This is a genomic window from Nocardia grenadensis NBRC 108939 (assembly GCF_001613445.1).
In the GTDB taxonomy this organism is placed as follows: Bacteria; Actinomycetota; Actinomycetes; order Mycobacteriales; family Mycobacteriaceae; genus Nocardia; species Nocardia grenadensis.
On sequence record NZ_BDCJ01000024.1, the window covers coordinates 1 to 14124 of the forward strand.

Below are 14124 nucleotides of genomic sequence, written 5' to 3' on the forward strand. Positions count from 1 at the left end.
CCCCGCTGCGAGCGGATTACTGCCCGGTGGGCGGGTACGGTGGCTGGCCGCCCTGCGGGGGATTGGGGTAGTTCGGGTCGGCCGGGTAACCACCCTGCTGCGGATAGCCCCCCTGCTGGGGGTATCCCTGCGGGGGCCGGCCGGGCTGGGGGAACTGGCCCGAGGGGTTGTTGTCGTTCTTCTTCTTACGGGCCAGCAGAATGACGCCGACGATGATCGCCACCACGAGTACACAGCAGATCAGGCCGAACAGACCGAAGCCGCCGCCCTTGCCCTTGCTCCGCTTGCGGGCGCTCAGCTCGACCGCGGACCTCAGCGTATCGGTGTCGGCCCAAGCCGAATAGTCCAGCTGGCCGGCGTGGGTGAGCAGGTCCACGTAACTCAAATCGAACCCCGTTCAGAAGGTAGGCCCCTCCTCCCAGGGCCGAAGTCCACTACACCGTACTTCCCCGGGTGACGGGCCGGAAACATTCCGGCCCGATCAGTGCGGGGAAGTGCCTGATCATCGCGGCCGGACCAACGGGAAAGGCTGGGTCTCCCGGAGCGCGCGCCCGGTCAGCATCATGATCACTCGGTCCACACCGAGACCCAGACCGCCTGTCGGTGGCATGGCGTGTTCCAACGCGCACAGGAACTCCTCGTCGAGCTCCATGGCCGCCTGCCCGCCGTCGGCGGCGATGCGGGACTGGGCGGCGAGCCGCCGCCGCTGCTCCACCGGATCGGTGAGTTCGCTGCACCCGGATGCCAGTTCGATACCCCACGCCACCAGGTCCCAGCGTTCGGCCAGTGCCGGGTCGCGGCGGGCCGGGCGAGCCAACGGCGACACCGAACTCGGAAAGTCGGTGTAGAAGGTCGGTTCTCGGGTGGCCTCCACCACCAGCCGCTCGTAGAGGGCGTAAACCGTCCGGCCCTCGTCCCAGCCGGGTTGCGCGACGATATCGGCCTTCTCGCACAGTTCCCGCAGGTCCGGCAGAGCGGTGCGGGGCGTGATATCGACACCGACCTCCGCCGACAGTGCCTCGTATATCGACCGCACCCGCCATTCACCGGAGATGTCCACCGCGTGCAGCGAGCCGTCCGGGGTCGGCCGCATGGCGATCACCGAATCATTGGCGGCCAGCGCCGCCTGCTGCACCAGCTGCCGGCACAGTGTCATCATGCGCCGATGATCACTGTGCGCTTCGTAAGCTTCCAGCACAGTGTATTCGGGCAGGTGGCGGGCATCGGCGCGAGTGTTGCGGAAACCCGCACCCAGTTCGAACAGTTTCTCGACGCCGCCGACACACAACCGTTTCAGCGCCGGCTCCGGAGCGGCCCGCAGATGCAGATCGGTGTTGTCGGCATCGATATGGGTGCGCAGACTGCGGGCGGCCGCGCCGCCGGGGCTGTGCTGCAGTACCGGTGTGGTGACCTCCAGGAACCCGCAGTCGTGCAGGGCATCGCGCAGGGTCCGCAGCACCGCACTGCGCCGGGCCAGCAGTTCGCGCGCTTCCCGGTCGATCATCAGATCCAGGTAACCGCGCCGCAGCCGGACCTCTGGATCGCTGAGGCCACGCCATTTGTCGGGGAGCGGATGCAGGCATTTGCCGAGCAGCCGCCAATCCGCCACCAGCAGGGACAGTTCCCCGCGCCGGCTGTACCCCAGCTGACCGCTGACCGACACCAGATCGCCCAGATCGACGAGTTCACCGAATTCGTCGAGGCGTTGCCGGCCGAGCCGGTCGCGGTCGAGCAGCAGTTGGATATCGCTGGTCCAGTCCCGGACCACCCCGAAGATCACGCCGCCGTAGTCGCGCCGGCGCAGCAGACGCCCCGAGATGCGGACCGTCGTCCCACGCGGTGTCCGGCGGGCGGCCGCGATCGTATGCGTCGGCGGGAACGGCAGGGGATAGGGATCGACGTTCGCGGCGGCGAGCCGGTCCAGCTTCTCGATCCGTACCCGGACCTGTTCGGGGCGGTGCGCGGTGATCGGCTCCGGTTCGATTTCCGCCGGCCCGGTATTCGCGCCGGCGCCGGCAGGGGCCGGATATTCCGGCGCGGCACGGTGTCGCCCGGTATGGGTGAAGGTCGTGGATCGTCCGTCCGCCCGTGGCAGCAGGCCTTCGGCCCGCGCCGCGGCGACGGCGATCAGTGCCAGGTCGCGCGCGGAGTCGCACAGGACATAGCGGGGATCCCAGCGCGGCTGGTACCGCATACTCGCGCGATGCAACTGGGCCAACTGCCACCAGCGCGAGAACGCCAGCGGCAGGGCGCGGGCACCGCGCACGAAACCGGCCGCGGTGTGCAGGGCGGCCGATGGTCTCCGGTAGGTCGCCGGAATGTATTCGCGTGCCGCCGCCTCGAACACCGACCGGAACAGGGTGAAACTCAGCGAAATCTGGTGGATGCCGTGCTGTTCGGCGCGCAGCGCGAATTCCGCGATCAGCAGGTCGGTCGTCTCCGTGGTGCTGCCGGGTGCCCGGCGCAGTAATTCCAGTGTGGCGCCGGTCTTTCCCCAGGGCACCAGGGACAGCATCCCCAGCACCCGGTCGTCGGCGTCGACGGCCTCCACCAGCAGGCAGTCGCCGTCGCGGCGGTCGCCGAGGCGGCCCAGGGGGAGCGGGTACCCTCGTTCGGTCTCGCTGTGCCGCCACTCCTCGGCGCGTACCGTGAGCCGGGCGAGTTCGGCGGTACCGATATCGCGATGCCGGCGGATCCGAACTGTCACACCCGCTTTGCGGAGCCGGGTGACCGACTGCCGGACCGGCGCGAGTTCCGGGGCGGCCAGAGAGAAGCTGCGGGTGTCGAGTACGGCCTCCGCGCCGGCGGTCACCGCGGTGAGCCCGGCACGCTGGTAGACCGGTACAGCGGATTCGCTCGCTCCGATCACCGCGACCCGCCAGCCGAAATCGCGAGCGTGGCGTCGCCAGGTCTCGATCGCCTGGGGCCAGGAGTCACGTGTGCCGATCGGATCGCCCAGGGCCAGGCAGACCCCGTACTCCACTCGATATCCGATGGCCGCCCTACCGTTGGGGGTGAAGATCAGGGCCCGGTCCCGCCGGGTCGCGAAGTAGTCGATCGAGCCGGAGGGGTCCGTGCCCGCCAGCAGTTCGCGCAGCGCCGACTCGTCGGCATCGGTGAGCGCGTACTCCGTGCGTTGGGTGCGGTGCAGGACCAGGGCGCTCGCCGCGACCGCCAGGGCGCCGAAGAGCCCGACCAGGAACTGGGCCGGGAAAGGCGGTACGCCGGAGGTTTCCGGTGCGCCGGGTATCAGATGCGCGGTGAGTTCGGTGACCACCCAGAGCGCACGCTGCGCGATGGACGGCAGCGACCCGGGAAGGGTCTGGACCACAGCCCAACCGGTGACGGCCGCCATCAGCAGGCCGGCGGCCAGGGTCAGCGCGGCCGGGCGCAGCGCGCAGCGGCGGATCCGGGCGCCGAACTCCGCGCGGATCAGGACCAGTACCGCCAGCGTGGCCACGTGGATGAGCGCGGCCACCGCGGCATGCCGGTCGTGTGCGCGCGCGATATCGACCAGATTCGCCGGGACCCGGCTCGCCAGGTAGAGCACCAGTACCCACCAGGCCACCCGTTTGCGCCCGGCCAGTCCGAGCGTCAGCAAGCCGAGCAGCCCGGCCCACAGCAGGTTCGTATCGGGTGCGTACAGGTAGTAGCGGTCCAGGTAGTGGCGGGCGGCGGTGAGCGCCCCCGACAGTGCCGGGGAAAGGCTCCACAGCAGGCAGGCAGCCGTGAGAACACCCGACACCAGCGTGGTGACACGCGGTATCTCCGCGAACCGTCCGGGCGTGCCGGATGGGCCGGGTGGTGCGGGGTGTCGCTGTTCCTGCGTGGATATCACGGGTCCAGTCTGCCGCCCGGAATCACTGAATCATGGCTGTGGTCCGGCGTGTTTGTGGTATGTCGGGCCGGAAACGCATGTATTTCCCTGTGCGGGGGCACGGTTGGCCGATATGGGAAATCGGGTCCCGGGCGTGGCGCGCGAAGGCGCCGTGAAATGCCGGAAATGTCTTATTGTTACGCGCCCGGAGCGGTCCGCGAGCCGAGTGTCCGGGGCCGGTAGGAAAGCGTCGTGACCGGGAGAGTAAGCATGAACCTATGTCGGATCCCATCGATGTGCCGATCGACGACGGCGCCATACGACTCGGGCAATTCCTGAAGCTGGCCAACTTGATCGAATCCGGGTCGGAGGCCAAAACCGTTATCGCGGCCGGTCTGGTACGCGTGAACGACGAGGTCGAATTGCGCCGCGGACGGCAGCTGCAGGTCGGTGACGTGGTCGCCATCGCCGGTCACGCCGCCAGGGTGAGCGGCGGATAACACCCGGCCCCGGCCCTCGCCGGAACCGGTCCGCGACGATCAGGACTCGGCGCGGACCACGATGCCGTCGTGGTCGCTGTAGAGCATCTCGCCGGGATTGAAGGTGACGCCGCCGAACTCCACCGGGACGTTCTTCTCGCCGCTACCGGTCTGGGTACTCTTGCGCGGGTTGGTGCCCAGGGCCTTCACGCCGATACCCAGGGTGCGCAGAATCGCGGAATCGCGGACCGCGCCGTTCACCACCACCCCGGCCCAGCCGTTGTCGACCCCGCGGCCGGCGATGATATCGCCGACCAGGGCGGTGTGGATGCTCGCGCCGCCGTCGACGACCAGGACCTGCCCGGCACCGGGCTCCCCGAGAGTCTGTTTGACCAGCAGATTGTCCTGGAAGCAGCGGATCGTGGTGATCCGGCCGGAGAAGACCTGGTGGCCGCCGAACTGGATGAACTGGGTGTCACAACTGCGGATATCGGGCCCGATCTCGTCGGCGAGATCCGCGGTGGCCACCTGCTGCTCTGATTCGGTCACGGTCCCGATTGTGCCGGGTGTGTCCCGGCGGCGCCCATCAACCCCCGTGCCCGAACCTCGTCGTCCGCGGCCTCGCGGTGCTGACGGCGATAACGCAGGTTGTAGATCTCACGATCGCAGTCCTTGCATTTCTCGTGGTCGACCAGGTCCGGGTCCAACCCGTGCTGGACCAATCGGAACCGCCGCCAGACATAGGTCAGGGCGATCGTGAAGATGATCAGCGGAACGATCATCATGACGATCAGGCCCAGCTTGAGGGTCATGGGTCCCGGGAACAGCAGGATCAGCACGAAGAAAGGGACGATCGGGCCGACGAATCGGACCAGGTAGCGCTCCATGGCGCCATGGCCGACGACGTCCTGAACCACCCACGGGTGCAGCTCCGCGGGCAGTTCGCCGCCCAGATCGTAGGCGATCCGTTGCTTGAAGGTCGGCTTGTCCATAGCTCCAGGCTATGCTTGTGTGAAATCGCTCACCAGGGGTAATTCGGGCTTCGCTCAGCCCCGGCCGTGCCGTTGCTCGTAGGCTGCGCGTTCGATCTCCGCCCGGCGGCGGACGTCGGCGTCGGCAAGCGCCGGGTCCAGTCCGTGCTTGACCAGCCGATTGCGCCGGAAGACATAGGTCAGCGCCACGGTGAAATAGATCAGCGGTAGCAAGAGCAGCAGCATCATCGACGCGCCGATCCACAGCGGGCCGGGGACCAGCAGGAACAGCAGCAGCACCAGCCCCAGCGGCACCAGCATCCGCACCAGGTAGCGGCGGGTCGCGCCCGGGCCGGTGAGATCGTTCAGCACCCAGTCGGCGTATTCGGCGGGCAGAGTGCGACCGCAGATGTACCCGATCCGCTGGATGAGATTCGGAGTCGGGACACCGGCAGCCATGCTGCCAGGCTATCCCGTGATGGCCAGGGACGCCGCCAGCCCGAACACCACCGCCATCACCGAAACCTCCAGCACCGCGCGCCGCAGCGAGCCCGCCGCCGGTATCTGATGCCGGGCCGCTGCGACCACCCAACTCCGCCGCCACCACCAGCCCAGCGCCAACAGGACCGCCAGCAGCACGGTCTTGGCGAGCATGATCCGCCCGTAGCCGGTGGTGAAGAACGGCGCGATACCCCCGACGCGCACCAGACCGTTGATCACACCGGTCAGCGCCACCGCGGCGATCATGGGCAACGCGACCGCCGAGTACCTCGGCAGCGCGTCGGCCCACCCGCGGCGTCCACGCACCACCAGGGCCAGTGCCAGCAGCAGGCCCAGCCAGGTCGAGGCCGCCAGGGCGTGTACCCCGGCCAGTACCGACCCGGCCGGTTGCTGCGACATATGTCCCGTGATCGGCCGGAGCGTCACGCTGACGGCGGCGAACACCAGCACCAGGTCCGGCGAACCCTGCCCGGGGCGCCGGAAGACGATCGCGGCGTACACCGCGATCGCCGCGGTGGCCAGCAGGATGGCCAGGCCGATCTGACCGGCGCTGATCCGTGCCAGATAGGTGCCGAAATCGGCCGGGCTCAGCGCCGTCACCCCGGAGCCGGCCACCTCGCCCGCGGCGAAAACCAGGGTGGCGAACTCCAGGCAGCACCACAGACCGGCCAATACCGCCACCATCCGCCAAGGCAGGTCGAGCCGGTCAGCCAGCCGGGGCAGCACGGCCAGGCCGAGCACCGTCGCACCCGCGATATCGGCGCCGAATCGTACGGCCGATGCCGCCGGAACCCCGCCGAGTGCCCAGGCCAGCAGCACGCCGAGCAGACCCGCCGGTATCACGAGTCCGAGCGCGAACCGGTCGTCGGTCCCGCTCGGAACACCGTTTCTCACCGCTGGTTCTTGCCCTTGCCCAGGTTCGAGCCGAACAGCGCGAAGGCGAGACCGCCACCGAACAGGACGATCACACCCACGATGTACACCCAGACCGGAATGCCACCGCCCGCGCCGTCACTCGCACCGCCGGCGTTCGCGGCCGGGCCCGGGGTGCCGTTACCCGGCTTGCTCAGGGTGAAGGCGCGCTCTCCGTTGACCACGTGACCGTCGGCCGACGTGACCCGGAAGGCCATCCGGTAAACGCCTGCCGGACCGAGCTCACCGACCTCGACGCTGAGATCCCGGCCGTCGACGACGGGCTCGCCCTTGGACCACAGGTTGCCGTCCGGCCCCACGACGGTCATGGCCGGGAAGTCGGGCTGCAGTGGTTCGTTGAAGGTGATGGTGGCGCGCTGGGGCCCCACCTCGACGGTCGCGCCGTCCGCGGGGTCGCTGCCCACCACCGCGGAATGGGCTGCGGCCGGGCCGGCCAGCGCGCCCAGAGTCACCATGAGCAGGGTGGCGACCACTGCGAAGCGCCGGCCCCACCGGGTCGTGCGGTGGTTCATCGCCGGCTCCGGACCACCGCGCCGACTCCGGCGCCCAGCGCCAGTGCGCCCAGTGCCAGTCCCAGACCGCCCAGCCAGCGGGCGGTGGTGTCGCCACTGTCGTCGGCGGGCGCGGCGGCTGCCTCGTCACCGTGATCGCCGGCTTCGGCGCCGGTCAGGGTCAGGACAGGCGAGGGGTGTTCGACCGAATCGTGGTCGCCGGTCTCGTTCCAGCGCACGACGGTGCCGTCGCTGTAGGTCTGTTCCGCCGGGAAGGCGACCGACTCCGAGTCCGGGAACGGTCCGAGCGATACCGCGAAGCGCTGGAATTCGTCCGGCCGGATACCGGGGGATCCCGGATTCGCCGTCCAGGTGACGGCGGTGACCTGGTCTTTGTCGTTACGGTCGATTTTCGCGGCCCAGCCGGGCACCGGTTCGGTGCGCGCGGTGGAGAACCCGGGCACGGTGATCCGCACCGATGTGGTGGCGGCGGTATCCGACTCGGTCGGGACGCTGAAGGTGGCGACCGCGCCGTGACCGGGTGCGGCGTCCGGTGCGGAAACGCTCACGTGCGCGGCGGCGGTACCGGCCGCGGCCAGTACAAAGCCTGCGGCGAAGGTCGCGGTCAGACCGCGGCGCAGGACAGGGGAGATCCCGTGGGACATGTGTTGGAAGCTTTCTCTCCGAGGGAAGGGGTGGCGGGGTCGGTTCGCGCGGGCGGTGCGCGTGGACCCGGCGCTCCTTTCGGAGAGCGATGGGCCGTGACCGTGGTGGTCGCGGTGATACGGACCCGCGGCGGGCCCGGGGTGGGGCATGGTGGTTCGAGCAGCGCGCGCAGGACCGAGGATGCGCACCGGTAGAGCCGCTCGGCCGCGGTGATGGCCAGTGCGCAGAGCGCGACGGCGAACAGGTGGAAGGCGGCCATCCCCACCCCCGACACAGTCGCGGGGGCCGTCTCGACGGAGGTGCCGTGATGGCCGGTGCGGCCGGTCAGCGCCCAGTGCCCGGCGAACTGCCCGGCCGCGAGAGCGATCAGCGTGTTCCGGCCCGGTCCGGCCCGCGACCGCCCCGATACGCCGATGACCGAACCGGCGGCCGCCCCGGTCATCAGAGCCGTCAGCAGGAGTAACGCCGTTCCGGCGGACGTCGGATATTCGCCACCCGCGATGCCGTGGGCGGCTACGGCCAGGATTCCGGTGGTCGCGCCCACCACGCAGCCCCGCAGCGGTGCGGGAGACGGGTACGTGGGCATCGCGGACTTTCGGATTCGGCCGACCTGACCGGGCCCGGCTGGTCGGGGAGTGGGCAGGGCAGTGTCCATGGTCGCCGACCGGCCCCGGGCCCGCGCACTCGGCCCGCAGATCGGACCGGGACGCCATTCGGCGGCCGGCCGGGGTCAGGCGACGCCGAGGCGAGCCAGGACGTCCGCCTCGATCCGGGACAACTCGGTGGTGATGGACGCGTACACCGCGCGCCGCCGTCCGGCGGGCATCTGGTCGGCGGTGCGGACGGCGGCGGCGAGCGCGTCGAGCCGGCTACGGGCGTCGGCGACGAACTGCTGGGTGTCCTTCTCGTTGCCGGACCGTCCGTCCGCGATCTTGTCCAGCGCGGCCTCGGTATTGCCGATCCGGGCCTGCAACCGGCCGCCGTGCCCGGCGTAGTCGGCGAGCTGGGTGACCCCGACGCCGAGTTGTTTGGCGCGGCGGGCGTCGAGCTCCCCGCGTAGATAGGTCGCGCCGCGGTAGGCCAGCGGGGCGACCACCGGAACCAGCACCCGTGCCACCCCGATGTACTTCTTGATCTGGGCCGGGCTGAACGGGTCACGTTCGGCCCGCGCGGCCGCTTTGAGGGCCGCCTTCTCCTCGGCCTGCAGCGTGGCGACCTGCGCCTGGGCGACCTTGCGCTGGGAACGGGCTTCCGCCCGTTGGCGTTTCCGATCGTTCTTGGCGCCGAGTTTGGCCTCCATGGCGGCCTTGTGCTTGAGAGCCTTGGCCTCGGCCCGCCGACTCGGCCGCCGTTTGCGCTTGGTGAACAACCCCATCGAAGGCCCTCCGTAATGCTGGTTCGCTACGGCGATACGACACGGAAAACCGCACCGTCCACCCGTGTCACACGGTTCGCCGACACCCTATCGGGTTACCGCCCGCGGCGGCGAGAGACGCTGCCCGCGGCGGTGCGGCGGCGCTGCTCCCGGATGCTCGATTGGGTGGTCTGTCGGGGACAGGGACCATACTGCTTGCGTGCAACCGGGCAGTGTCGACAGCGAAGAACCCCCCCACGCCGATCACGAGCGGCGGGAGCCCGCCGGGTCCGCCGGGCCGGTTACCGCCGGCGCGGGCCGGCCGGCGTTCCTCGATGCCCGGGGTCTGATCGGCTGCCGGCATCGGCTCGGGATGGATGCCGCGCATCCGGAACAGCTCGCCGAGGTACGCGAGGACACCGGGGTACAGCAGCGGCGAGCGGCGGCGCAGGCCCATCGCGAACGGGTCCGCGACACCCTGGTCGAGGCCGACCCCGGTGGCTGGGTGATCATCGACCCGGCGCTACCGGCGAGCGCGCGTGCCGAGGCCACGCTGCGCGCCTGCGCGGCGGCCACGCCCCGGATCTGGGGTGGGCTGCTGCCGCAGGAGCCCGATACCGGGCGTCGCGGCGGCGCCGAGATCCTGCTGCGCGACGAGCGCAACGGCGGCTATATCCCGGTCATCGTGGTCAATCACAAGGTGACCGACCCGCGCCGACCGGACCCGGCCGAGTTCCACCCGCTGACCTCGGATCTGTTCTCCTGGAACCCCGTTCCCGACCGCGCCCGCAAACTCCGCCAGCAACCGCGCGACCAGCAGCGGCTGGCCCATGTGTACCGAATGCTGGAGCGGCACGGGCTGGCGCCGGCCGCCCGGGTCGGCGGGGTCATCGGTTTCCATTTCGACCGGATCCTCGTCCACGACCTGACCGCGGTCCTCCCGGACTACGACGGTCGGTTCGCCGATCGGATCGCGGTGGTGCGCGGGCAGCTGGAAACCGTGCCGTCGAAGGTCCCCGAATGCCGGCAGTGCATCTGGTGGAGCCGGGGCGCCGAAGGCGGCTGCCAGGCGTGGTTGAACGATCATCGTGATGTGAGTGTGGTGGCGCCGGGTTCGCGCGCGGAGGTATTGCGTGGGCACGGGGTGCGGACCATCGACGAACTGGCCGCCTGGTCCGGGCCCGAACCCGAGGACTGGCAGCACGGGCCGTTCGAGGAAACCGTGGTCACCGCCCGGGCATGGCTGGTGCAGGCGCCGCTGGTGCGCCGGTTCGACCGGGTCTGGGTGCGCCGGGCCGATGTCGAGGTGGATGTCGATCTGGAGAGCTATCAGGAGGAGGGCGCCTACCTGTGGGGGACCCTGCTCGACGGGCGGTACCGGGCGTTCGTCACCTGGGATCCGCTCCCCACCGAGGACGAGGGCCGCTCTTTCGGCGAGTTCTGGACCTGGCTGATGGAGATACGGGCGCAGGCCCTGACCGCCGGGAAGACCTTCGCCGCCTACTGCTATTCACGCAGTGCCGAGGACAAATGGCTCTACGAGTCGGCGCGGCGATTCGCCGGGCGTCCCGGCGTGCCGACCGAAGCGCAGGTCACCGAGTTCGTCGATTCGATCCAATGGGTCGATATGTTCCAGGCGGTCACCGATCAGTTCATCTGCCCGAGCGGTAAGGGGCTCAAGAAGATCGCCCCCGTGGCCGGTTTCGCCTGGCGCGATCCCGAGGCGGGTGGGGAGGCGTCGATGAGCTGGTATCGGCGTGCCGTCGGTTACGACGCCGAGCCCGACCTCACCCAGCGCACCCGGCTGCTGGAGTACAACGAGGACGATGTCCGGGCCACCGCGGTCCTGCGCGAGTGGATGAACCCCCGGGTACCGCGGGAGCACAGCGCCGAATGTGAGGTGCCCGCGCTGAGCGACTTCGCCGCGCCGCCCGGAACACCACCGGACCTGTCGACGAGTTCCGCGCAGGCTTGATTACCATTGGCCAGCGTGACAGAGCACGTCGAACAACTCGAGTTCCAGGCCGAGACCCATCAGCTGCTCGAGCTGATGATCCACTCGGTCTACTCCAACAAAGACACGTTCCTGCGGGAGCTGATCTCGAACGCTTCCGACGCGCTGGACAAGCTGCGACTGGAGTCCTACCGGGACAAGGATCTGCACGTAGACACCGACGACCTACACATCGAGCTGGAGGTCGACAAGGATCAGCGGATCCTCACCGTCCGGGACAACGGAATCGGCATGTCCCGTGCCGAGGTGGTGGACCTGATCGGCACCCTCGCGAAATCCGGAACCGCCGAGGTGCGCCGGAAACTGAACGAGGCGAAATCCGAGGCCGCGGCCGGTGAGCTGATCGGCCAATTCGGTATCGGCTTCTACTCGACCTTCATGGTCGCCGACAAGGTGGTGCTCACCAGCCGCCGCGCGGGGGAGACCACCGGCACCCGCTGGGAATCGACCGCCGGATCCGGCACCTACACCATCGAAACCCTCGACGAGGCCCCCCAGGGGACCGCCGTCACGCTGCACCTGAAGCCGGCGGACCCCGAAGACCACCTCTTCGACTACACCCAGGAACACAAGCTCCGCGAGATCGTCAAGAAATACTCCGATTTCATCGCCTGGCCGATCCGGACGCAGGTCGAGCGCACGGTCACCGAGGGCGAAGGTGAGGAGAAGGAGGAGAAGACCGTCGTCGAGGAGCAGACGCTCAACTCGATGAAGGCCCTCTGGACCCGCCCGCGCAGCGAGGTCTCCGAGGAGGAATACCAGGAGTTCTACCGGCACGTCAGCCACGCCTGGGACGAGCCGCTGGAGATCATCCCGCTCAAGGCCGAGGGTACGTTCGAATACCAGGCGCTGCTGTTCCTGCCCTCGCAGGCGCCGTTCGATCTGTTCACCCGCGAACACAAACGCGGTGTCCAGCTCTATGTGAAGCGCGTGTTCATCATGGACAATTGCGAAGAGCTGATGCCGGAGTACCTGCGCTTCGTCAAGGGCGTGGTCGACGCGCAGGATCTCTCGCTCAATGTGTCCCGGGAGATCCTGCAGCAGGACCGGCAGATCCAGATGATCCGCAAACGTCTGGTCAAGAAGGTGCTGAGCAGCGTCAAGGATCTGCAGGGCGCCGAGGACCAGGCGAAATACCGGACCTTCTGGCAGGAATTCGGCCGGGTGCTCAAGGAGGGCCTGCTCTCCGATTTCGACAACCGGGAGACCATCCTGGAGGTGTCGTCCTTCGCCTCCACCCATTCCGACACCGAGGCGACCACGCTGGCGCAGTACGTGGCACGGATGCCCGAGGGGCAGGACGCCATCTACTACATGACCGGCGAATCCCGTGAGCAGGTGGAGAAGTCGCCGCATCTGGAGGCGTTCCGCGCCAAGGACCGTGAGGTGCTGATCCTCACCGATCCGGTGGACGAGATGTGGGTCGGGTCGGTCACCGATTTCGACGGTAAGCCCTTCCAGTCGATCGCCAAGGGTGAGGTCGATCTGGAGACCGAGGAGGAGAAGAAGGAATCCGAGGCCCTGCGCGAACAGCAGGACAAGGATTTCGCCGAGGTGCTGACCTGGCTGGGTAAAACCCTCGAGGACAGCGTCAAGGAGGTCCGCCTCAGCTCGCGCCTGACCAGTTCACCGGTCTGCCTGGTGGGTGATGTGTTCGATATGACCCCGATGCTGGAACGGATGTACCGGGCTTCGGGCCAGGAGCTGCCGCAGTTCAAGCGAATCCTCGAACTCAACCCCACCCACCCGCTGGTGACCGGTCTGCGCGACGCCTACGACACCCGCAAGGACGACGCCGACGCGGGTAAGGTTCCCGAGCTCACCGAGACCGCCGAACTCCTGTACGGCACGGCAGTGCTGGCCGAAGGTGGGGAATTGAAGGATCCGGCCAAATTCGCGCAGATCCTCGCCGACCGGCTGACGCGTACGCTCTGAGGGCACAGCCGGGTTCCTTTCGTCCGTGAATCGGCTACGGCAGTAGGCGAGCGCGGACGGCGGGCGCCCGGCCGTAGGGGAGACCGTGGCCGCGCCGCGGTCTCCCGGTACGCGCTGAGGTATCGACCAGATCGGATACGACCGTGCCCGAAAACCCACTCGCCGCCGTGGATCCGTGGGATCGGATAGCCGAGGACTATGCGGTGTCCACCATTTCGGTGATGCGCCCGTTCGCCGCCGCGGCCGTGCGGCTGGCCGGCCTCGCCGGGCATACGCGGCCCGCCCGCGTGGTCGATGTCGCCGCCGGACCGGGCACGCTGAGCCTACTGGCCGCGGAGCACGCCGAGCGGGTGGACGCGGTCGATTTCTCCGCGCCGATGATCGAGCAGCTCGAGCGCGCGGTGACAGCGGCCGGTGCGGACAATGTGGTGGCGCGGGTCGGTGACGGACAGGAATTGCCGTTCGCCGATGCCGAATTCGACGCGGCGTTCTCCATGTTCGGGCTGATGTTCTTCCCCGATCGTGCGCGCGGGTTCGCCGAACTGTTCCGGGTGCTGCGGCCCGGTGGGGTCGCGGTGGTGTCGAGCTGGGCGCCGGCCGACCGGTCGACCTGGATGCAGATGTCGTAGCGTGCACTGGGCTCCGCCGATCCGGATATCCGCCCACCGGCACCGAACCTCGAAAGCTTGGAGAACTCCGAGGTATTCGAGCGTGAGATGTGCGCGGCGGGGTTCGAACGAGTATCCGTGGTGCCACATACCGTGGAGACGGTCTTCGCCGATGCCGACGCACTGCTCGCCCGGCTCACCCGCGGTAACGCGCGACTGGAGTTGATGCGGCGCAGTATCGGCGACCGGGCGATGGCCGAGCGTATCGCGGCTATGCACTCCTATCTGACCGAGCATTACCGGCCGGGTAGCCCGCTGACCACCACCGCATATCTCGGAGTCGGCTACCGGTAGC

15 protein-coding genes are annotated in these 14124 nt (G+C 68.9%); 5 read left to right on the forward strand and 10 right to left on the reverse strand.

What is annotated here, in order from left to right:
• Positions 1–16 precede the first annotated feature (16 nt).
• The gene (locus NGR01S_RS23735) at positions 17–385 is read right to left on the reverse strand and encodes a hypothetical protein (RefSeq protein ID WP_157107407.1); all 369 of its coding nucleotides are present in this window, start codon (positions 383–385) and stop codon (positions 17–19) included.
• Positions 386–502: 117 nt separating this feature from the next.
• Entirely contained in the window at positions 503–3838 is a 3336-nt protein-coding gene (gene lysX, locus NGR01S_RS23740; RefSeq protein ID WP_063040483.1) for a bifunctional lysylphosphatidylglycerol synthetase/lysine--tRNA ligase LysX, read from the reverse strand.
• Positions 3839–4095: 257 nt separating this feature from the next.
• Here lysX and NGR01S_RS23745 point away from each other — a divergent pair, with 257 nt between their 5' ends.
• Positions 4096–4317, forward strand: a complete 222-nt coding sequence (locus NGR01S_RS23745) for an RNA-binding S4 domain-containing protein (protein WP_063040485.1) — start codon at positions 4096–4098, stop codon at positions 4315–4317.
• 39 nt (positions 4318–4356) lie between these two features.
• Here NGR01S_RS23745 and rraA read toward each other — a convergent pair whose 3' ends face one another.
• The 8 genes from rraA to NGR01S_RS23785 all read right to left on the reverse strand — a co-directional run bounded on the left by rraA (position 4357) and on the right by NGR01S_RS23785 (position 9233).
• The gene (gene rraA, locus NGR01S_RS23750) at positions 4357–4845 is read right to left on the reverse strand and encodes a ribonuclease E activity regulator RraA (protein WP_063040487.1); all 489 of its coding nucleotides are present in this window, start codon (positions 4843–4845) and stop codon (positions 4357–4359) included.
• Entirely contained in the window at positions 4842–5288 is a 447-nt protein-coding gene (locus tag NGR01S_RS23755; protein WP_169811957.1) for a DUF5313 family protein, read from the reverse strand. Before NGR01S_RS23755 ends, rraA begins: the two co-directional genes overlap by 4 nt.
• A gap of 54 nt (positions 5289–5342) precedes the next feature.
• Complete coding sequence (locus NGR01S_RS23760) at positions 5343–5726, reverse strand: DUF5313 family protein (RefSeq protein WP_063040488.1); 384 nt, start codon at positions 5724–5726, stop codon at positions 5343–5345.
• A 9-nt stretch (positions 5727–5735) separates the two neighbouring features.
• Positions 5736–6662, reverse strand: coding sequence for a CopD family protein (locus tag NGR01S_RS23765; protein WP_063040490.1), 927 nt, complete (start codon positions 6660–6662; stop codon positions 5736–5738).
• Positions 6659–7213 carry a copper resistance CopC family protein gene (locus NGR01S_RS23770; RefSeq protein WP_063040492.1) on the reverse strand — a complete coding sequence of 185 codons (555 nt, stop codon included), beginning with the start codon at positions 7211–7213 and terminating at the stop codon, positions 6659–6661. The genes NGR01S_RS23765 and NGR01S_RS23770 overlap by 4 nt, the downstream gene beginning before the upstream one ends.
• Positions 7210–7857 carry a YcnI family copper-binding membrane protein gene (locus tag NGR01S_RS23775; protein WP_063040494.1) on the reverse strand — a complete coding sequence of 216 codons (648 nt, stop codon included), beginning with the start codon at positions 7855–7857 and terminating at the stop codon, positions 7210–7212. The genes NGR01S_RS23770 and NGR01S_RS23775 overlap by 4 nt, the downstream gene beginning before the upstream one ends.
• Positions 7818–8444, reverse strand: coding sequence for a hypothetical protein (locus NGR01S_RS23780; RefSeq protein WP_157107408.1), 627 nt, complete (start codon positions 8442–8444; stop codon positions 7818–7820). The genes NGR01S_RS23775 and NGR01S_RS23780 overlap by 40 nt, the downstream gene beginning before the upstream one ends.
• Positions 8445–8588: 144 nt before the next feature.
• Positions 8589–9233: a DUF6474 family protein gene (locus NGR01S_RS23785; protein ID WP_063040498.1), complete on the reverse strand. Its 645-nt coding sequence runs from the start codon at positions 9231–9233 to the stop codon at positions 8589–8591.
• A gap of 352 nt (positions 9234–9585) precedes the next feature.
• Here NGR01S_RS23785 and NGR01S_RS23790 point away from each other — a divergent pair, with 352 nt between their 5' ends.
• From NGR01S_RS23790 to NGR01S_RS32680, 4 genes are all read left to right on the forward strand, one after another.
• Complete coding sequence (locus NGR01S_RS23790; protein WP_245664750.1) at positions 9586–11187, forward strand: TM0106 family RecB-like putative nuclease; 1602 nt, start codon at positions 9586–9588, stop codon at positions 11185–11187.
• Positions 11188–11202: 15 nt separating this feature from the next.
• Complete coding sequence (gene htpG, locus NGR01S_RS23795) at positions 11203–13161, forward strand: molecular chaperone HtpG (protein ID WP_063040679.1); 1959 nt, start codon at positions 11203–11205, stop codon at positions 13159–13161.
• A 143-nt stretch (positions 13162–13304) separates the two neighbouring features.
• The gene (locus NGR01S_RS32675) at positions 13305–13790 is read left to right on the forward strand and encodes a class I SAM-dependent methyltransferase (RefSeq protein WP_245664735.1); all 486 of its coding nucleotides are present in this window, start codon (positions 13305–13307) and stop codon (positions 13788–13790) included.
• 57 nt (positions 13791–13847) lie between these two features.
• Positions 13848–14123 carry a hypothetical protein gene (locus tag NGR01S_RS32680; RefSeq protein ID WP_245664736.1) on the forward strand — a complete coding sequence of 92 codons (276 nt, stop codon included), beginning with the start codon at positions 13848–13850 and terminating at the stop codon, positions 14121–14123.
• Position 14124 lies beyond the last annotated feature (1 nt).